The organism is Segatella copri, assembly GCF_949820605.1.
Lineage (GTDB): Bacteria > Bacteroidota > Bacteroidia > Bacteroidales > Bacteroidaceae > Prevotella.
Genome location: NZ_CATKVU010000007.1, coordinates 145,914 through 167,964, shown reverse-complemented (window position 1 = coordinate 167,964; position 22,051 = coordinate 145,914). Strand labels below are relative to the sequence as shown.

The window sequence follows — 22,051 nt, the reverse complement described above, 5'->3', positions numbered from 1 at the left end:
GAAGTATGGTTAAATATCGTTTCACGTATGCAAAAGTACAAAAAAAGTCTTGAAATCTCCAATAAACTTTCTGTTTTTTGAAGATTTCAAGACGATAACGATTACGTAAACGGAATCTTCTGCATAGAACGCTCCGGTTACGCATTATTAATTATTGATACCAAAATCTGCCTGCTGGTCTTCTACCTCTTTCAGCATCTTTGCCTTCTGCTCAGGTGTAAACTCATGAGAAGAAGAAGTGGCAGAAGAAGCATTCTGAACAGATGATGAAGTGGCAGACTTGGCAGTCTTTGTACCCATCATCATGGTTCCCTGATAAGCTACGCTTTCTATCTCCAGGTCGGCAGGAGTAGGAGCATGAGTACCCGGGAACTGAACCTCGGCATGAATCTTTATCTTGCCCGGCTTCATCGTGCTGCGCACCAGGATAGGAGCACTACCCCATTCTACGGCTCTCGGATTGGCATTGATGCTGGCATCGCCAATGATTTCGCCCTCACCCTCCAGGGTAAAGCGGATATTCTCTTTAGCCAGACGGCGGACATGACCGTTATCATCGGTCACTTCGGCTACCACAACTACAAAGTCGCTGCCATCAGCTACCAGCGGTTTGCCCATTTCATCAACATAAAGACGGAGTTTGATGCTGCGGCGGGAAGGCATGCGCTGATCGGTACAAACCACCTTGCCGTCCTTGTATCCCTCTGCTACCATCACTACCATCTGAGGAGATTTCTTCTTATAACTGTATTCGCGAGCCTCCCAGAAATCCCAGGCATTCTTGAATACCACAGGGGCATTAAAGGCGGCTGCCGTAGGATGAAGAACTGGCAAAGTATAGGTATGAGCACCCTGATAGGTGGTAAGACGAACGCTGTCACAATTAGAGAATACCGTCACATCGGCATCGCTGAACTGGGTCATCTCGTGAGCGATATGCACAAATGGCTGGTCGCTGCGCTGTGACTCAAACATATAATAAGCAGTCTTCTTCTGTCGGAATGCATCATAGATACCGCCCCAGTAAGGATCTGGATGATAACCGCGCTGATGATCGAAAGGATGCCACTGGCAACCACCGATAAACTGTCCCGGTGTGTGCATCTCCTCAGTAGTCTTTGCCAGAGAATAAGCCTGGGTCAGCATCGGTTTCTCACCCCAGCTGCGGCTGGCACGGTTCAGGTTATTATGCGCATACCAGTCATCCACATACTCACCAAACTCTCGGGTAAAGACACACTGGCTGATGCCGCTCATATCCATATCCGGCCATCCGTAAACCACATCATAGTTTTCCTTGACACCTGCCGAATTCCAGTCGGCAACAGCCACAGGACGGTATGGATAAGGATACTCATCCTTGGTCAACTGCAGCGACTTCAGGGCGAAATCCTTAGGATAGCGGGTCTCATTCAGGATAGGCTCCCACATCAGAACCGAAGGATGGTTGCGGTCACGACGGATGATTTCACGGGTATTCTGGAACACACGTTCTGCAAATTGAGGGTCCTTGTTCCAATACTGCCAGCCCGGTGTAGCCACGATGATGAAGATTCCGAGTTCATCGCAGGCATCCATGAACGACGGGTCCTGAGGATAGTGGGCAGTACGGATGATGTTGAAACCGGCATTCTTCAGACGGAGCACATCTCTCCATTGCTGACTGTTGGGAAGTGCATTGCCCACATAGGCAAAATCCTGATGACGGTTGGCACCGATAAACTGGCGGTATTTCTTGCCGTTGAGCCAGAAACCTTCCTTGCCACGGAACTCGAAGCTGCGGATACCCAACTTGGTCTTTCCGCCGTCCAATACCTGCTTACCGTCCCTGATGCGGGTAACCACACTATATAAATAAGGTGTCTCCGGCGACCAGAGATGCGGATTCCTGACAGAGAACATCTGTCTGACGGTCTGATGTGCATCGCCAGCTGCCAGGAGCACATTCTGCGAAACGGTCTTGAGCACCTTGCCCGAAGCATCCAGCAGACTCTGCTCCACCTTCACCTTGCGTGCCTTTCTGCCCACATTCTGCAAGTCGACATCAACAAACACCTTCGCCTGCTTTTCTGAAATATCCGAGAAATGAACGAAGATGCCGGCATCACGGCGGTCGGCTTCAATCACGTTGGTGATAGAAACATCCTTCTTATTGATGAGCCACACATCGCGATAGATACCACCATGATAAGCAAAGTCGAGTGTATACTGCGGTTTGCCAGGAGGATAACTCTTGTCATTAGAGTTGTCAGCCATCACAGCCACCACACACTTATCGCCCTTCTTCAGTCCCTGCTCTTTCAGGTTGACGATAACAGGCAAGTAACCGCCAAAGTGCTCCTTAGCCAGTTTGCCGTTCACATAAATCTTCTGCTTGCCCATTATCGCCTCGAAATAGATTTCAGAGCGATTGCCCGGCACGATAAAGGTTTTGCGATACCAGGCTATACCCTGATAGTTGCGGCAACCCGAAGCCTCAGCAGGTACCAGTTTCACACTATGAGGGGTAGAAACTACCTCCCAGCTTGTATCATCATAGTCGGCACGTTCTGCGCCCAGCACATCACCCAGATGGAACCGCCAGTTGGGATTGAAATTCCACACCTCGCGTCCCTGGTTGCTGACAGGAAACAAACCCGCCACCGATGTATCATCGTAAGCCGATGCCTTTGCCGAGCCTGCGCCCAGCAAAAGCATCATAGCCATCAATATGTAATATCTCATCTATAAACTATTTACTATAAACTATTACTTCACTTCCCAATCGTCGGTACGGAAAGAGCTGACAGGCAGACCATCGTGGAAGAGATCACCCACAACCCAGTTTTTGAACGCATAGCGCACAGCCACAGGTTTCTTCACGTCCTCACTCTTTACATACACCTTGTTGCGTGAAATCCAAGCCTGTGCCTTGTGGAATACCTGGTCTTCGCCGGCAATCTCGAAGTTGTCGCTCTTAGGACCATTGTTGAAGTAAACCCACTCCTTGCTGCGGTCGAAGCTGACTACAGCGGTATCGCCCTTGAACTCAACACTCTTGTAGACAGCGAAATCAGGCAATCCCTTCTGACCGTAAGTATTGGCAAGAGAAAGCAGAGCCAGACGCTCGCCCACCTCCTTCTTCTTACGTGGATGGATGCCATACTCCAGACCGGCATCAAGCAATACAGCCATACGGCAGTTGCTGATGCGCTTCTCTGCCTCCATCTGCTTTTCACGAAGCAGGGCACTGTTGTTTTTCCATTTTATCAGACTATAATCGTAGGGTGCAATCTGACAATAATAGAACGGAAAAATCCCCTGCTTCCATTCCTTGCGCCAACTGTTTACCAGGGTCTGCATCTGGTCGGCATAAGTAGCATAGCGATTGCAGTTATCCTCACCCTGATACCAGATAACACCCTTCATGGTGTAACCGATGAGCGGATGGAGCATACCATTATAGAGAGCCGAAGGACTGCGCTGCTGATATTTCTTCACATCAGCCTCATTCCAAGGTGTATGAAGTTTAGGGAATGCCTTGAGCCAATCGCTCTTGATGAGATTGCCGTTGATCCATGCCTCACAGGCACTACCGCCCCAGGAAGTAACAATCAGACCTACTGGTACACCCAGCGATTGGCGCAACGTCTTACCATAATAATAAGCAGCAGCACTAAACTCACGAACGCTTGCAGCATCAGCTTCCTTCCAGTCGCCAGCCACCGTATCAACAGGATGCAACTGGGCATTACGCTGAACCGTAAAGAGGCGCAACTGCTGGTCTTTACACAGCATCAGTTCTTCAGGAGTGCCCGCAACAGGCTGTGCCTTGAATCCCTTCATCGGCATCTCCATGTTACTCTGACCCGAACAGATCCAGACCTCACCAATCAGGATATTGTGAAGTTTCAATTCCTTTCCATCGCTCAGACTCAGTTCATAAGGACCGCCAGCCTGAGGCGTTTCTATCTTCATCGCCCATTTTCCCTGGGCATCGGCTTGAGTCTTATAGGTCTTGCCGTTCCAGGAAGCACGCACTTTTACCACCTTGTTGGCATCAGCAGTACCCCAGAGGTTGCATTCCGTCTGCTGTTGCAATACCATATTGTCGCCAAAGATCTTTGGCAGTTTCACTTCTGCCTGCGCTGCCAGAGTCATGGCAAGCAGCAGAGCTGAACATAACAGTTTCTTCATTTTATTCAATGTTAAGTGTTAAGTATTGAATGTTAAGTGTTAAATGTTAAGTGAGCAGTCTTGCTATCAACTATTAACTATAAACTAATACACGATGTTAATCGTGGAGAGTAATCCAGCAGGCAGGAGCGCCTTGCTCTTGGTGCGATATTTGGCATTGGTCCAGATTCCCTTAAACGGAGCCTTTCCCTCGCCAGCACCCTGCAGCGCATTGTGCCAGGTATTGGCTACAACAATCTGTATTTCGTTGCTGCCATTCTTCAGGTCGCGCTTCGGAACATACACCTCGTAAGGAGCTGTCCAGGCATAACCATATTGCTTGCCGTTGACCAGCACACGTGCCACATCACCAATCTTGCCCAACTGGATTTTGATGAATCCGTCATTAGAAGGAGCCGTCTTCGTTTTCTCGGCTGGAACTTCCATTTTCTCTTCTGCTGAAACCGGAACAGAATCGCCCCATTCAAAAGAAGAGGTAAAGGTAACGTGACCGCTGTAGTACTTCATCTTCTCATCTGCCGACTTCGACCAGTCGAAAGGAAGCGTTACGGTGGTATCTTTGCGGATATCATCGAAATGAACCTTCCACTTATCGGCTACAGCCAGCACAGAAGGATAGTTTTCTGCAAAACCCACACCTTCTTCTTCAACCAGTTTATGACCTGTCTGACTGATAACCTGCATGTCTTCCTTGTTCGAGAGGATAACGAAAGCGGAACCATAAGCAGGCAGACTCAATTTCACGACCTGGCGGATTTTGGAAGTCCTGGTACGGAAGGTTGCCGTAATCTGGCGTTCCTTATCTTCCTGGTTGGTCAGGAAATAGATGTCCTTTCTGCCTGTTGCCTCCAACACACAGCGGTGAGCATAATCCATATTCTCGGGCAGAACAACATCCGGTTCGATGCCATACTGAGAGAAGTCCTTTGCCTGATAAGGCTTGTCGATAATAATGATGCCTTCCTCGCGCAACTCCTCTATCTTCGCCTTTACCTCGGCAGACAGGGTATTTGCCGGCTGCGGAACCACCAGGATGCGGTAATCCTGATTTCCAGGCAACTTGCCCTTCGGACTGTATTCGAAATTCCATTTCAGCAAGGCATCCTTGTTCATCGAATCATATTTGTAGCCATGCAGGGCATTGCACCAGTCCTTCAGATCGAGGATATTCGCCGAATGAGTTACTCCTACAGGCGATTCTTCCATCGGAATGCCCACATTAGCCATACGTTTCTGTTCACTAGCCACCCGTTCTGCACCAAACACACCCGGAAGCATCGGAACGAGTTTATCCGGAGTAAGCGAACGGCTCGGAATCTCTTCGCCTGTAAACACGGCGATGTCTACCACCGGTCTGCCCTGCTGCAGATAATTCTGACACAGGGTGATGTAATCCACAAGACCACGTGCCTCAGGATACCAGGTATTGTCGCGCTGGAAGAAGAGACCGATGCCATCAAGCGTCATACCCGGCTTGCGGTCCATCCAAGGATTATGGGCAGTTACATGGAAGAAGAGCTTGTTCATGCCAAGCGCCAGATTGCGGTCGAGCATCGGCTTGAGCATGGCTGGTGTCTCATTCCATACACCACGAACCTCGGTGAATCCCTCTGCCTGAACGATATTCTTATTATAAATATGTGCACCGCTCACGGCATCGAGCATGTCGTTGGGTTTATCGTGAGTAGGCGAATTGAGCCAGTATTCTCCCATTGGATTGTCGGCATACTGATAGTGCTGCAGACCATCGGCAGGGAAGGTTGGTGCAATACTCTCGTGAGATACTTCTATATCCTGTTCATGAGCCAGATCGGTAAAGGTCTTGAAGAACTTCTCGTTTACCAGGTCATTGATGGTGAGACGGATATCCTTCAGTACCTGTTCGTATCTGGAAGCCGACTCCATCGGAACACCTGCCATAATCGGGAGGTATGGGATGAGGTCGTAACCGCGGCGTGCCTTGAACTCCTCGGCAAACTGATAGCCCCAGTTCTGACTGCTACACTCCCAGGAGTCGATGTGCAGATACTTCACCACATCGCTATGCGGACGGTTCAGGAACAATGCATACCAGGAATTGAAAAGTTTCCTGACGGCTGCCGGTGAGAACTTATCCACTTCGAGTCCCTTACCGGTTCCGGCTGTCGCATTGGTCTGTCCTGTTGAGGTATGTCCCATTCGCAACAGGCGCCAGGTGCCCTTAGGCAACTTATTCATCAGGTTGCCGTTCACCATGACACCCATCACCATTCCATTTTCCAGTTTCAAAGGCAGTACATCTGCCATCGCCACGGTCTCGCTCTTAGCTGCCGCATCGGTTTCGATACGCCATACGGCACCCGATTTTCCCTCATACTGGTTAATCATCGGCTGGTTGCTCAAGAGGATATTCTCCAGTTTCAGCAGCGGTTTCCATTTGGCTGCATCCAGGTCTTCTGCTCCCGGCTCTGTACCTTCCGGAGTCCATGAGAATCGGAAATAGCGGGCGGTGGTAGTCGGCAAACTGAAGGTATAATCACACATTGTGTTCTGCCAACCCTGACGGGGAGGCACCAACTGCTTGATATCTCTGAAGTTGATGCCGTCATCAGAAGCCTGCACCAGGAGGCGCTGCGACTGGATGTTGTTGCCGTTAGGCACCACCCGCATGCTGCGCACCGTAACGGGTTTATGAAACGAATAGGTGATAGAGGCAGGTTTCGCTGCCAGATAATAGCCCTTGGCGGTAGAAACAGCCTCGGTATATTCTATCTTCTCCGGTTTGAAGAGTTGGGGTTTCTCCTTGCATCGGATGGCAAAGGCAGCTATATCCTGATAATATCCACCCTCGCTTCCGGCAGGCTGCAACTTCCCGTCCTTATAACTTTCGGGTTGCCACATCTGCATGCCTTCTATCTTCTTACCGCCACCCACAATGGTATCGGTCCATACCACCTTCTGCATCGATTCGGCAGGAAGGATAGACGGATTGCCTGCCAGGGCGAAACCGTCGCAGATATGGATGCCCATGTCAAGGCCCAGGGAGTCGGCTTGCTGGAAAGAGTAATCCACCATCTCCCAGAACTTAGGTGACAACTGTGCCGCCTCGCCCTGATACTCCGGACGTTCGCTGACACCACGGATCGGCATCAGATAGGTACCGCCCAAACCAACATTCTTCATACCGACCAGATCGGCATGAATACCTGCCTTGGAAACGGCGCCATACATCCAGTACCAGAAGGTCCAGGGCTTGGCCTCGTCATTATGAGCCATTGTCGACGCTACCAGAAGCGCCGACAATGCCATCACCGTATATCGTTTTTTCTTATTCATAACAGTTCATAACAGTTAAAAGTTAACAGTTAAAAGTTAACAGCTCAAAGCTCAATGTTCAAAGCTCAAAGTTCAAAGTAAACACAGCCTTGCCCTTGCCGTTCAGCCATTTTGGCTGGGCTGAAGGTCCGTTGAGGTCGGTGGTATTCACCTTGTTTCTTACTGAAGGTATCACCTTGAAGACTGCCAGACCGGTTTGTGGCAAGGTATAGAGCAGACCATCACGACCATCACGAGGGGTATAAACACCCATGTGCTCATCGGCAGTCAGACCAGAGAAGCCGATCTTTCCTTCATCAGTCTTGAACTGCATCCACTTCACGTTGGCAAAGTAGCCTTTAAACTCTGGATAATCCCAGCTTTCGGCTGGAATCGGGTCATTATAGTCGTTCTGCCAATAGCCGTATTGCGGACCCTGTTCGCGGTTCTGCCAAACCCGGTAAGGACCGTTGCCCACCCAAGCCTTGCTGCGGACCTTGCTTTCCGGATAGTCGAAAGCCATGCCCATCATATCTACTACGCCACCGAAATTGTAATGACAGGTTACAGCCACCGAACCGTCAGAAAGGAACTGCCAGTCTACCTCATCGAGTGAGCCATGCTGATATGTAGCCACCAGCTTTGCCTCCGCTTCCTTCCATTCGAAACCGACGAAAGCACCCTGGTCAACAAACTCGGTATAAAGTGTCTTTTTCTTCTCAGCCTCTTTGTCATCGTGATTATAGAACTGGTCCAGACTGCGGTCGCTTCTTCTGGCAGCCATAAACCGAGGACCATTGCTCAGCGAGATTGCCTTGCCACCAACCTCAACACCCAACAGTCTGCCATCTTTCTTGGCAAAGCGATAAGTTCTGCCACCCGCCTTCACTTCAACAGCATCAGCCTGGTCAGCATAAGCAGCAGATGAAGTACTTAGAGCACTTGAATTTTTCACTCTTCGTTCTTCACTCTTCACTCCCCTGCTCCATGTCATGATTTCCTCACCTTCATGGTTCACAGCCTTGATTTCTACCGCATCAGCATTCGCCATCATCGGTATCTTCACCTGGGCTTCCTTACCCGGAGCTACATCCGGAGAAGAGAGATTGCCCTGCTTTAATACCTTGACCTGAGTGCTGCCCATCGCTGGCATCTGCAGCAGACGATAAGAGAAGCGGCAATCCTTCAGATTCACGAAGTTATACTGATTAGATAAGGTGAGTTCACCTTTCTCCACATCATTCCAAGTCAACTGTACCGGGCACCATACCTCTTTAATCGTATAGTAAGAGCCTTCCTTCTCGGCATGAGGGCCCACGATACCATCGGCTCCGAAGTTACCCATACAGTCTACATAATTGTTCTTGTCGGTACGCACCACACCTTGGTCCATCAGATCCCAGAGGAATCCGCCGGCACAGCGAGGGTTTGCCATCATCATGTCCCAGTAATCCTTCAGTCCTGCTCCGTGTCCACCGTCATACAGACCATGCAGGAACTCGGTAGGCATGAAGATTTCCTTCTGTCGCATATACTCCTGGGTCTCGCCATAAGAGCGGTAATGCTTGGTTTCAAAGCCGTTGCGGTTAGCCCAAGGATAGAGAACCACGCGCTTCTGTTTGTCCCAGAGAGCGAAGTCTGGTTCCAGTTCATAGTTGAAACCACCCTCGTTACCGTTGCTCCAGAAGATGATGCTAGGATGGTTCTCATCACGGGTAATCATCTCCTTCACCAGCTGCTTGCCCACGATGGTAGGATGCGCCCAATGCCAGCCGCTCAACTCACATTCCACATAGAGACCGAGCGAATCGCATGCCTCCAGAAACTCAGGATCGGCAGGATAATGACTCAATCTCACGGCATTCATGTTCATACTCTTGATGAGTTTCACATCTTCTATATTCTTCGCCTTGCTCAGCGTTCTACCGGTCTCAGGACGGAAGCTGTGACGGTTCACACCTTTGAAGATGACTTTCTGACCATTGATATAAACGCCATCGCTGGCACGGTATTCGATGGTGCGGAAGCCGAACTTCTGACGCTCTCTGTGGAGCGTCTTGCCTGCTGCATCCTGGAGTGTGAAAACGGCAGTATAGAGATGTGGAGTCTCGGCAATCCACTGCTTAGGAGCCTTTGTCAGAAAGTCGACATGCGCCTCATCGCTGTTTCTGGCATCAGCCACGTTCGATGCTACCACCTTTCCTTTCTCATCCAGAATCTCGGTCTTCACCTTCGCCCCCTTGACGGCACGGTTCAGGTAGCAGTCTGCCATAAAATGACCATCCCCCTTGGCATCAATTGCCACACGGTCGATGTTCTGCGCAGGTTTCGCCACGATGAATACAGGACGGAAGATGCCGCCGAAGTTCCAGTAGTCAGCACGGCGCTCTGCCATGTTCACCTGACTGTTGCTACTCTCCTTGCTCACCTCCACTTCGAGTCGGTTTTTATGTTTTCCGAAGAAGATGCGGTCGCTCACATCGTAAGTAAAGCGATAGAAACCGCCCTGATGCAAACCGTTTCCCGCCTTTCTGCCGTTGATGGTTACCTTGGCATCGGTCATCACGGCTTCGAAGACGAGTTCTATCTGTTTGCCCTCCCACTCCTGTGGCAGCGTAAACTCATATTTATATTTTCCTTTTTCGTCAGCAATACCTTCTGGAGTAGCCTTTCCGTAGAATCGCATACCATACTGATAGGTACCGAATCCCTGGAGTTCCCAGCAGGAAGGCACCCCAATCTTGGTCCACTTGCCGGCATTCCTACCACCTGTGCAGTAGAAGTCCCAGTTCACCATATCATCACATCCATGTCCCGAGAGATACTGGCGCTGTGTATCAATACTAGCCTGTGCGGCAGCAGTCATCGCCATCGCCCCCAAAGCTATCATTAAAAACGTTTGTTTTAGATACATATTGTTTATTCCGTATTTGTTTATATTCATTTTGTTATTCCCCAATAAAGACTCATAAACACAGATTTTGTAACTATTTAGCAAATCGGAAATACGCCGATAAGCTGCGAAAACATATCAAAAAACATCAACTTTCGCAGATTATAGAGCTAATTCAGCCACAACTTCATCAGTTGGTCATCAATATAGTACGTGCCCAAGGAAGTAGATACCAGATGATACTCCAGCAATTTCCTGATGGCAGACTGAACGCTGCTGGCAGAGCGTAGATTATGCCGTTTTACAAAAACCGTGGAAGTAATCTGCTTGGCAATGCCATCCTTGGCTATTGCATAAAGCAATTCCTTCTGAGGGAGCGTGAGACGCGACAGGATTTCACTAAACTTGCGGTCGTTGTCCAATATCATCATGTGGATGATGGCTTCCGCCATTGCCTTGTCAGCCTTGCCCTTTACATCCGTCTGGTTGAAAGCTTCATGAAACACCTTCTGCATATAATACGTATTTCCTCCGAACGTATCATAGACATCACGCACAGCCTCTTCCTCCACGTCCTTCCCAAACCTGGCAAACAAACTTTTCGCAAATTCCAAGTACTTATCGTATGGTATCACCTCCAAGTTCAGCATATCGGCACTATTGTAGAATGGATGCGCCTTTTCGGAGAACATCTTCGTAATGAGATGGCGCTCGCTACCTGAGAATATGAAGTTGGCATTGCTGCATTTCTGCACATAAGTGCGTAATATTGCTTCCATGTTCTTCTCTGGATAATAGCCAATCTGCTGGAACTCGTCTATCGCCACGATACATTTCTTGTCAGCATGCTCCAAACAGGCAAATATCTCATCCAGGGTATAGATCGGATTGGAGATATCACCTAGCGAAAGGTTAAAGGTCGGCGTGTTCGAGATGGGATCATAGCCGAAACACCCATTGATAGATTTCAATGTGTTGACCACCATCTTGAGCATCTTCTGACTGCGATGAGCCTGTTCGAAAACAGCCTTACCTAGTTCGAAGGCAAACTCCTGGATGCTCGAAGTACGGAGTATGTCGATGGAAATGGCGATAAAATCATTCTTGACCATCGGCGAGTCGAGACAAAAGTCGATAAGCTTACTTTTGCCCACACGCCGTGCAGCCATCAACACAATATTTTCACCCGAAGTTACCTTTCGGATGATTCTTTCTGCCTCCACCTCTCTGTCGCAGAAGTACTCTGGCTTAATCTTGCCTGTGATAATAAAAGGATTCTCCATACTCTTTACCTAATTAAATCAGTAGTTATGGCGGCAAAGATAATAAGATTTCTCGAATTATGCAAATTAAATTATGCAAATTGCATAATGCAAAACAAATAATTCGAAATAAGCTGCGAAAATATATCAAAAATCATCAACTTTCACAGATTATAGAGCTAAATTGTCGGAAAAGGGCTTTTACACACCTTTTCCGACAAGTTATTAATTTGCCTCAAAACGGCATCCCCATACCTGATGCCTCACAGTATTCTCATCTTGAAATGCAGGGTATAAGTCTTGGTTTTGTCGATGGAATATTTCTTCAATACACCAGGTCCGCAACTGCTGTTACCCAGGCCCAGAACGGCACAATCGAGACTGAGACAGGTGTAGCGCAGGTTAGGATTACCCGACTGCTTCAGTTCGAAATCGTGATGGGCGGCATAGAGGTCTGTCACGCTGTATGGCAAGGCAGAGAAACTCAAAGGTGTATCGCCGGCAGCGATAACCTGCAAGGCATTCTTGCCATTTTTATTGGTCAGTTCGATATACGAACAGTCCTCATGGTTACCGTTGTCCTGCGGACGGGGATAGTGGGTAAACTGATTCTCCACGCTACTCTCATACCATCCTATCGGACAAGACTGCTTGCGGTCAGGATAATTCTCCCAAGGTCCCCTGCCATACCATTTCACCTGGTCGTAAGCCACTCTTGGCAGCTCCAGCATCAGACCCAGACGAGGAAGTTCAGGCAGATTGCCCTCAAAACTATAGGTAGCCTTCACGTCGACGAAGCCGTCCTGCTGAGGAGATACCTCCAAGCGGAGACGGATATTGCCGCCAGACTTAGCCGATGCCGAAGAACCAGCCTTATCTGATGCTCCATCCTCACCATAATGATATACATACTCCCCATCCTTCAGCGGGATAGCGGAAAGTGTGCTGTCGAGATGAGTCTTCTTCCAATCCTTCGCTATCCAGTTGCCGAAACTCTTGTCGTTGTCGGTTGGCGCACGGAAGAACTGAGGAATCACGGAGAAATTGCGTGCCAGCAACTCGGCAGTTGACAGAGTTGCCAAACGGCGGGAAGACTTGTATCGCTTCATGGCATCCGCAGCCAGTTTCCTGCCAGCTTCATACAAGTCATCGCTGAGGGCTATCTGCTCCCTTCCTACCTCTACACCCTGCTGGGAAATGACTGAGAGATTCAATCGGGAATCCGTATTTTTATACGTTTTGAAATCGTGCAAGCTGCATAACCTTGCACTATCACCCGGCTGTACTGATGGCATCTTCAGCTCTCCTTCCTGACCGACAGCACCATTTTTCGTCACCTGATACTGGCAGCTGAAGTTCTCCAGCGAGAGATGGGAATGATGATTCTTTACCCAGATTTCATCCCCTTTCTGAGTTATCCACACCGGTGCATAAACATGCTTTACCTCCTGATACTTAGCCGATACCGAGCGATCGGAGAAGACCACACCATTCAGACAGAAGGCTTTGAGATTAGGCTTGTCACCGAAATCACCGCCATAGAGCACATGGTTGGTTCCCGGAGCATAGATGCCCTGGTCAACCCAGTCCCAGATAAAGCCGCCAGCCATACGGGGATGACTGTATATCTCCTCCCAATATTCCTTGAAATTACCCAGCGCATTACCCATACAATGGGCATATTCGCTGGTAAGCACAGGACGATTATCGTTCTTTCTCATCGCAATATCCAGCAGATGCTCCCATCGGGCATTCTCCGCTCTCTCCTTGTCAGAACCTTCGGGAACGCCCGGATTCAAATACTCTGCCTTCACACGGGGATAGAAACGGCTCATGACATCCACACAGGCTGGGTCGGTCTCATCAAAATCCTTCTCGCTCAGGCCCTTCGCCGGCTGATAAGGCGTCTGAGCACCTTCATAATGCACCAGTCTCGTTGGGTCGAAGGTATGAAGCCAGCCTGCCATAGCTGCATGATTGGCACCGAAACCGCTCTCGTTGCCCAAGCTCCAGAAGATGATGCTCGGATGGTTCTTGTCTCTTTCTGCCATTCTCACGGCTCTGTCCAGAAAGGCGGCATTCCAGTCGGGAGTAGAGGTGAGCGTTCCACGGAGTCCGTGGGTCTCGCAATCTGCCTCGTCCATCACATAGATGCCGGCACTATCGCACAGTTCATACCAGCGGGAAACATTCGGATAATGACTGGTTCTGACGGCATTCACGTTCGCCTGCTTCATCAGCCGGATATCGCGCTGCATCATCTCCTCGGTCATCACTCGTGCCAGCTTCGGATCATGCTCGTGCCGGTTCACGCCACGCAGTTTGATAGGTTTTCCGTTCACCATCAGCTGTCCGTTTTCTACCGAAACCCATCTGAATCCGATGCGCTGCTGTACCTGTTCCACCACACTTCCCTGCTTGTCGAGAAGTGCCAGTTTCAGGGTATATAAATAAGGTGTCTCAGCGGTCCAGGCATGCGGTTTTTCCACCACACCTTCCATGCGTTCGAATTTTCTTCCACCTCGCTGCGGATACCATTCGTTCATCAGGGCTGCCTTATGATTCAGGTCGAGAATCTCATCGGCAGAAGCCTGCAGAGAAGCCTCCGGTCTGTCAGCTCCCGGCAGTTTCAGCATCACGCCTTTACCTTCTGCATCCTCCAGCCACGCCATCAGCCGGTAACCTTCTCCCTTCTCACCTGCTGCCACCGCCAGTTGCGGATTGATCTGCAGGGTGAAATCACAGGGAGAGGATGCAGCGGAAGAGAGCTGCGGCAGGGTGCGGACGGCGAAATCACGGATGCGGACATTCGGTGTGGAATAGAGCCAAACATCACGGTGGATGCCACCGAAGCGCCAGAAGTCCTGATCTTCCAGATAACTGCCGTCGCTATACTTGTAAACCTCTACGGCTATCTCGTTCTTGCCTGCCTTCAGATAAGGAGTCACGTTAAATTCGCTCGGCTCCATCGAACCCTGCGAATAACCAACCTTCTCGCCGTTCACCCATACATAGAAGGCGCTCATCACGCCTTCAAAACGCAGGAAGGTCTGACGGTCCTGCCGGAACAGCAGCGAGTTTGCCTTCAGCTGGAAGCTACGTTTATATTGTCCGGTAGGATTGCGTTCCTCGTAGGTAGTCCAGTCCTTCTTAGGTGTAGTCATCACATAAGGAGGATTGATTTTAAAGGGATAACCTGCTGATATATAGATAGGTGTACCATATCCATTCACCTCCCAGTTGGCTGGTACTGCGAGCGTTTTCCAGTCCTTGCAGCTATAGTCAGCACGATAGAAATCCACGATTCGTTCCTCCGGCGTCTTCGTCCATCTGAACTTCCATTCTCCGTTGAGCGACATCTGGCTATCTCCCTTCTTTGCCTGATAAGGCATGAATGCAGCCCGTGCCGGTTCCCGGTTGATGGAAAGCACATGCTGGTCTTCCCAGTCATGGTGCTCTGCAGCGGCTGAAGCCTGAGGTGCAAGGATTGGCAAAACCATCCCAGCCATCATGATCATGATTTTCCGTTTGTTCATCATATTATTTATTTTTTAAACAGTTTACCAGTTTATCGTTTTTGTCCATACAATAAAGACGCCCCACCCCATTTTTTGTAACTGAGAATGAGTACTTTTTAGATTTACCGTCGCTCTCACGCGCACACGTATAAGTGTTTTTCTCGGAAAAAAGTCTCAAAGTCTCATTTTTCAGGAAAATTTTAGTTTATATATCTGATATATAACCGTTTATAAGAATGATACTTTTCTGAAAATAGCCAGAGAAGTCTCATCGAAGTATCATAAAATAGGGAGAAGTATCATAAAAAACCGGCAAACATCATACAAAACAAGCGAAACAGCATACAAAACAAGCGAAACAGCATACAAAACAAGCGAAATATCAAACGAAATGCATCAATTATGTCCACGTACGTGGTTACTCGTACCCACGTACATGGGTAGCCATGACCACGTACATGGGTACGAGTGACCAAAACGTTGGGTATCCATGCCCAAAGCCTTGGGCAACCATGCCCTACATAGTTGGGCACAAATGCCCAAAGGCTTGGGTAAGTCTGGGCAAAAGCATATATAAATTGTCCTAATTCCGTAGACGTTTACTCTTTCTTAAAACTAGAAAGGTAGACACTACTACTGATATAAAAACTGAAAAAATAGACGCTACGGACTCAAAAAGACTGAAATAATAGACGTTTTTATAGTCTTTTGCAGCAACCCAATGCCGATTTCATGATACTTCTCCCGATTTTATGATACTTCTATGATACTTTTTTGTAAAGATATTAGGAAGTCTAATTTTTACAAATCATCATATATCAACACTTTACAATAATATTTCCACCTAATAATGAGACTTTGAGACTTTTTTCTCAAAAAAAAACTTATTACGCAAGAAAAAAATCTGCGCCATCTGCGTCATCTGCGTGAGATTCTTAAGTCACACAGATTTCGCAAATGGCGCAGATTTCCTTTTATTGTACTTCCAGATAATCGAACGAAACGTTCGGAAGACTGGAGAGGATTATCTGATAGGTACCGGCATTGATCTGAGAATCAGTAGTGGTACCGATGGTTTTGAACTTATTCGGCGTTTCAGGGAAGGTCATGTCTCTATCCAGCAGGACGATGCCCTTGCTGTCCACAATCTTCAACCTGCCTACCTGCTGCTCACCGGTTGTGTTCTTATAACGGAAACGCAACATGTATTCGCGGGCTACACCAGGATTGATGGTCCAGGTTGAGGACTTGCTCTTATAGCGCACAGCCGGGAATACTTCGTTGTCCTGAGGCAACAGCTCCTTCGGATATTTCTCTACCACATCCTTATCCAGGTCAGCCCAGTAGGTCTTGCTCATTCCGCTCTCAGACTTGCTGCCCTTGAAGGCGACATTCCACTTCTCTGCATCTCCTATCTCTCCCTTGGCAGCAATGGCGATGGCAGAGATGATTGCCTCTCCCACCTTAACTTCCGGGAAAGAAACGGTCAGCAGACCGCCCTTTACCTTGATATCTACCACCTTCTTGCAGGCTCCCGCAAAGCCAGCCTCAGCCCAAAGGTCGAGGTCATCTACTACCACGGAATCGTTGATGGCTACATCAAAGATGCGCTCGCCTTCACAATCGATGCCGGCGCCCTCATGCTTGCCCAACCAAGGCTCAGCAAAATAGAGTTCTACGCGATATTCTCCATCCGGAACGGCAAACTGATAGTTCAGCGCATGACGCCCCCAACGGAAATACTGGAAGAGCTTTGCATCATGGGCCGCAGCATGCAGAGAGGCTGCAGATGATGATTTCAAGCCATGAATGCGGGAGGTGATATGTCCCTGACTCGCCGTAAACGGATTCATGCCGAAACGCTCTGCCCAGGAATGAGAATAGACGCTGTCGTCCTGCTCCCACTCGCTGCCATAACTGTCTGTAACGGCATCACCGCCACAGTTCACTCTATACAGATAGGTATAACCCTCGGCTGGTTTCAGAAGATTTCTGCTGCGGTCGGCAGCTGTAGGCGTAAGCGTATCTGGCTGCACCTTCGTATAATGATTGCGATACCAGTAGAAGCCTTCGGTAGGCTGTTCCCAAGGCGTGAGAAGTCCCTTGTAATTAAACGGTCCCACCTTGTCGATGCGGCGGTAAGCCTCATCCGGCTGTACTCTGCCCGGGTTCTCATGCGATACGAAGAGCCACTGGAAATGGCCGCAGACGCTGTCCCTGGCACTCTCTGCCAGCATCGCCTTCTTGCCGAGAAGAGATACAAAGGCATCTTCGGTATAGGCTTTTGACAGAGCCTTCGCATCACCGGCATGCAGTTTCTCTGCATCGGAACTGCGGAAACCGAGGGTGCGCCAGGCACCATATTCACCATTCAGCAACTGGTTAGGCTGCTTCAATTCCTGATCATATTGATCGGCTGTTCCGCCGTAGGTTCCGCTCCAGTTCTGAATCACATTCCAGTCGCTTCCCTCTCCTCCATTACAGGTCGTGATGGCGCGCATGGTCTGAGCGGTAGGGTCCATCTCCCGGATGATGGCAGCACACTCCTCGGTGAAATCCTTCGGCATCACACTCTCGTTCTGAATACCCCAGAGAATGACGCTAGGCGAATTGCGGCGCTCCTTGATCCAACGGCGCAGCAGACGCTTGAAATTCTTGCGGAAGGCGGATGTATCATACCAGACATGTGCTGAGAACTGACTCCAGAACAGCATGCCCTGCTCATCCAGCAACTGCTGGTAATAGAGATTATGTGGCTGATGAGCCTCACGGAAGGCATTGAAACCTGCCTGGCGCATCATCTTGACACGAGAGGCAATCTGCTCGTGAGAGAAGGCATGACTCTGACCGAAGAGATGCTCGTAATCGCAGGTTCCGTTGATGAATACCGGACTGCCATTGAGATAGAATCTGCCGTCTTTCTTATCCATCTGGGCTGAATCGCCACGGAGCGCAGCCTGCTTCTGTCGGAGTACCGGCCAGGAGATGGTGCGGATGCCGAAAGGTGTAGCCACATCATCGATGGTCTTGCCCTCTCGCTTGATGATGCTGGAAAGGGTATAGAGATAAGGATCCGTGATGCTCCACAGATGAGCATCGCTGACCTTTGCCTGATGACGGACCACCTGGGTCTCGCCTGCCTTCAGGGTAATCTTTCCGGTCTGTCGGAAAGCGGTCTTGCCGCTGCTCAGCGCCAGTTTGCTGATTACCTCGATGGTCTGCTCATGGTCGGAATAGTTCTTCACCTCGGTATCCACGAAGACGCTGTCGCATGCCTCGTTGTTCCAGACGTGTACTCCGAAAGGCTCCACCCTCACCTCATCGGTTTCGATGAGCGATACAGGACGGAAGATGCCGAAAGGCTGACTACCCTCCGAGAATCCCCACTCTGACGAACAGCCACCGCAAGGCCAAGGATTATTGGTCTGCATAGCAGGATGTTCTACCTTGATATTCAATACATTATCGCCCTCATGGAGTGCATCCGAGATATCGAGCGTAAAACTGGTTCTGCCTACCAGTTCCTTCGGATAACTCTTGCGGTTCACCTTGACCGTAGCAAAGGTTCCCACACCTTCCAACTGCAGGAAGTAGCGTTTTCCAGTCTGTTTATGAACGGAGAAATGCTTCTCGTAGGTGGCGGTACCATGCAGGTTGCCGTGCTTCAACTGTCGGTAACCGTAATAATCGTCCAGATTACTAGGCACATTCACCCGGAAGGTTCCCATCTTCTTCGTGATACTGTCTTCCGAAGTCTTGCCGAAGGTTACCTGCCAATCCTGATTCAGACTCACGATCTGTCGTTTTCCCTTCTTTTCAGGTGTCGGGAAAGAAACCTGCGAACGTCCCATCGGCACACTCGTAGCCACGGCGATGCCTCGCTGTCCGGCATGGTTCACGGCACAATAGAAATGGTATACCACGCCCTGATGTTTCAGCACATAACTCTTATGGGCGAACATATCATCATAAGGTTTGGAAGGATAAACCAAGTCGGTTCCCTCCCAGTCCTGCCAGTTCACCAAGTCCCGGCTTACGGCAAATGTATTGTAGGCATTGTATTTTCTCTCCGGATTATAGGCAGAGAAATAGAACATGACATAATAATGCGGGAACTTCACGATCTGTGCATCTCCCGTAATGATGCCCGGAGCCTCATGAAAGAACACCGGATTGCCAGTCTTTCGCTTGGCTGTGCGGAGAGGCAGACGGCGCCAGGAAGTCATGTTGCCGGAAAGGGCGATACCGATGCGCTCAGCCTTCAGCTGGTTGGCAGGATTGATGCCACCGGCATTATAGAACATGACGAAAGGTTTGCCCAACGTCTTGTTCTTATCCCAGTAGACGGTGCTTTTATAGTGGGTGAGTTTCTCCCACCACTGTGCACTCTTATCGTTGATGGAGAGAACAGGCGAAGGGGATGTTTCCCAAGGATGTGCCTTGGTGATATCGCCTCTGGTAGATGCCATACCCATATTGAGCGGCTTGCGGATGGCCTCATAGCCCGTACCTTCACCACCGAAATAGCTCATCCAGTGGCGACCTTTGTATTTTGCCATCTCATAGGATCCGTTCCAGGTCCAGTCTATCAGCGCCGGGTATCCTGCACGCTGGTTCATATCCCATCCCTTGTCGGCATAGCAGAGCAGTCTGCCCAGGGTTTTCCATTGCAGCAGGTCATCGCTGGTAGCGAGCCATGTTTCATACCCTCTGCCATCCGTTCCGTCCTTGCCGTTGTATACCACATAGGTCATATACCACTTGCCGCCCTCCCTGTACACCATCGGACAGTCTATCTGGTGGTAGTTGTCCTTTGGGGCAACCACCATACCATATTTATAAGGTGTCTTCACCTCGTCGTATATCTTCTGCATCACGTTTTTGCTGATTTTCTGTGCAAAAGCGGTGATGCCGCCAAAGATAAGAAGAGATAAGAGTACCAGTCTCTTTCTTTCGATTTTCATATTTTTATTTTAGTATCAATTAATTTTAAATCTTACAAATACAAAGACGTTTGGAGATAGTTTTTGTAACTATTTGCATAAAGTTTATGTGATTTAGAATTGCAAAACATGAAATGATAAAGATTTAGAAGAAGTAACCCTAAATATAATGAAGTAATTACGAATATTACTTCATTATATTATAGGTTAAGTTTAAATCTCTCCTTAAACATAGCCATTTCTCTTGCAGGAATCTGAAGCTGAATCGCCAAATTTTCCCATAGATCAACGGCCGTTTGAACCTCCTGAATAATGTTTTCTGCCTCCTCCCTCTTAATCATATAACTCTCGCACGAATCAAGCAGAACATGGATATCAGCCTTGTTTGAAGATTCATTGATCAGAAGACTCTGATATTCATTAAGAGTAGGGTTCATATCATAGGCAGGAGAGAGAGTCCATCCTTTTGGTGTCAGCAGAAAGCCATGGTTTCTGAAGTGGTCATCAGAATTACCAATACAAATGTTGAAGGCAACCCTTCTGTAGAGTTCCTGAAGATTTTTCTCTACGTTGCAACAACCTTGGAGTATGAAATCAACTATATCAAGATAACCATAACCACCTTGGGCATTATCACCATCCTTTAATCCTAGCAGAGACATGGATGACGCAAAATGTATTCTCTTGGCTTCATCTGTTCTGTCAAAGCGTCTGGACAGGAGTGTGTGATATTTTCCTAGTCCTCCCAATGTCCTGGTTTGAGCAGCCTGGATTCCTGCCTTTTGGGCAAGAAGATGAGAAAAATGTTCCCAAAGTCCTGTGTCATAGTCATCTTTTCGCGAAGGAAACTTAGCAATACATAGATTGCCTTTTTCATCCAACACACCAGCCTTAGGTCTTGCGCCACCCAATGAGGTACCAGGTTGGATAAGCTGTGCTATCCATTTTTTCTCGGGCAACACATCATTCTCTTCGGATTTTTCCACTTCCTGACTGGCATGAATCAATTCTCTAATCTCTGTCAATGGGGGAATCTTGAAAGATGGTGACATATTGATATAATCACCTTCCAATTCCCTTTTAAATCTAAAGCCACCCATTCTGGAGAAGTCATCTATGCCCATGAGGTAATCGAATGAAGAAAGTGTTCTGACAGCTCTTTTTTCTTCAGCGGCCTGTATCTGTTCTCTTCTTTTAAGCAAGGTACGTCCCCATCTATCTGGCAATGCATCAGAAAAACATCCGAAAATATCACTTCCTGGTTGGGTGTATTGCATGCCTGGATAGTTATTGATGTCCTCCGAAAGCTTAATTCCGCCATAAATCTTAAGCCAGTTTTCATCAAACTTAAAGGCATAACTATCAGAGCCGCGCAATTTCTCATAACACAACTCCCCTATCAACTCCACTTTGTCGAGCCAGTTAAAATCTGCGAAAACAAACAGTCGTTCCATTTCTATCCTTTTTTAGTTGCTCTTTGTCGGTTCTTCAGTCCTATATCCTGCAATGCCCTTCCGAGTTTATCATCCTTTGCCAAGAGCAAGATGTCATCATCCAACTGAAGTGCATAGAGTACACGCAGGTAGATTCCGATGGAAACCGTTGGCAATCCCTTCTCCACCTTGCAAAGTGTAACTTCTGAGCAGGTTGCTCTTTCTGCAACTTGTGCCATGCTCAAGTTGCGGCGTAATCTGGCAAGCTTGATCTGCTCCCCCACGATTTCCATTTTCTGTATCAACTTCCTTGGAAGTTTGTTAGCCATTGTATTCTTTGCCATAATCTTAATCCAAATTATAATATGCAAATATAAACAATATACTTCATTTTAAGATGGGTTAGTCTAAAGTTTTATAGATAATTAAGAATCTATTTTCAAAGAAACAGGTCCACTTATCCTACTCAACTCTTAATACAAAGAAAACAGCACCAGTTTTTTCTTTTGAATTCTTTTAATTTTAGTACCTA

General features: G+C 48.5%; 9 protein-coding genes. All 9 read right to left on the bottom strand.

Going from position 1 to position 22,051, the window contains the following annotated elements:
- Positions 1 to 147: 147 nt before the first annotated feature.
- Positions 148 to 2,724 carry a glycoside hydrolase family 2 protein gene (locus RCO84_RS15370; RefSeq protein WP_373690163.1) on the bottom strand — a complete coding sequence of 859 codons (2,577 nt, stop codon included), beginning with the start codon at positions 2,722 to 2,724 and terminating at the stop codon, positions 148 to 150.
- Between the two features lie 24 nt (positions 2,725 to 2,748).
- Positions 2,749 to 4,176 carry a sialate O-acetylesterase gene (locus tag RCO84_RS15365; protein ID WP_317585601.1) on the bottom strand — a complete coding sequence of 476 codons (1,428 nt, stop codon included), beginning with the start codon at positions 4,174 to 4,176 and terminating at the stop codon, positions 2,749 to 2,751.
- Positions 4,177 to 4,260: 84 nt separating this feature from the next.
- Complete coding sequence (locus RCO84_RS15360; RefSeq protein WP_287798001.1) at positions 4,261 to 7,491, bottom strand: glycosyl hydrolase; 3,231 nt, start codon at positions 7,489 to 7,491, stop codon at positions 4,261 to 4,263.
- Positions 7,492 to 7,549: 58 nt separating this feature from the next.
- Complete coding sequence (locus RCO84_RS15355) at positions 7,550 to 10,384, bottom strand: glycoside hydrolase family 2 protein (RefSeq protein ID WP_317585599.1); 2,835 nt, start codon at positions 10,382 to 10,384, stop codon at positions 7,550 to 7,552.
- Between the two features lie 149 nt (positions 10,385 to 10,533).
- Complete coding sequence (locus RCO84_RS15350; RefSeq protein WP_317585598.1) at positions 10,534 to 11,646, bottom strand: AAA family ATPase; 1,113 nt, start codon at positions 11,644 to 11,646, stop codon at positions 10,534 to 10,536.
- Between the two features lie 242 nt (positions 11,647 to 11,888).
- Positions 11,889 to 15,164, bottom strand: coding sequence for a glycoside hydrolase family 2 TIM barrel-domain containing protein (locus tag RCO84_RS15345; RefSeq protein WP_373690162.1), 3,276 nt, complete (start codon positions 15,162 to 15,164; stop codon positions 11,889 to 11,891).
- Positions 15,165 to 16,117: 953 nt separating this feature from the next.
- Positions 16,118 to 20,107, bottom strand: coding sequence for a malectin domain-containing carbohydrate-binding protein (locus tag RCO84_RS15340; RefSeq protein ID WP_317585596.1), 3,990 nt, complete (start codon positions 20,105 to 20,107; stop codon positions 16,118 to 16,120).
- Positions 20,108 to 20,286: 179 nt separating this feature from the next.
- On the bottom strand, positions 20,287 to 21,540 hold the full coding sequence (locus RCO84_RS15335; protein WP_317585594.1) for a type II toxin-antitoxin system HipA family toxin: 1,254 nt from the start codon (positions 21,538 to 21,540) through the stop codon (positions 20,287 to 20,289).
- Positions 21,541 to 21,542: 2 nt separating this feature from the next.
- Entirely contained in the window at positions 21,543 to 21,863 is a 321-nt protein-coding gene (locus RCO84_RS15330; protein WP_217314339.1) for a helix-turn-helix domain-containing protein, read from the bottom strand.
- Between the last annotated feature and the right edge of the window lie 188 nt (positions 21,864 to 22,051).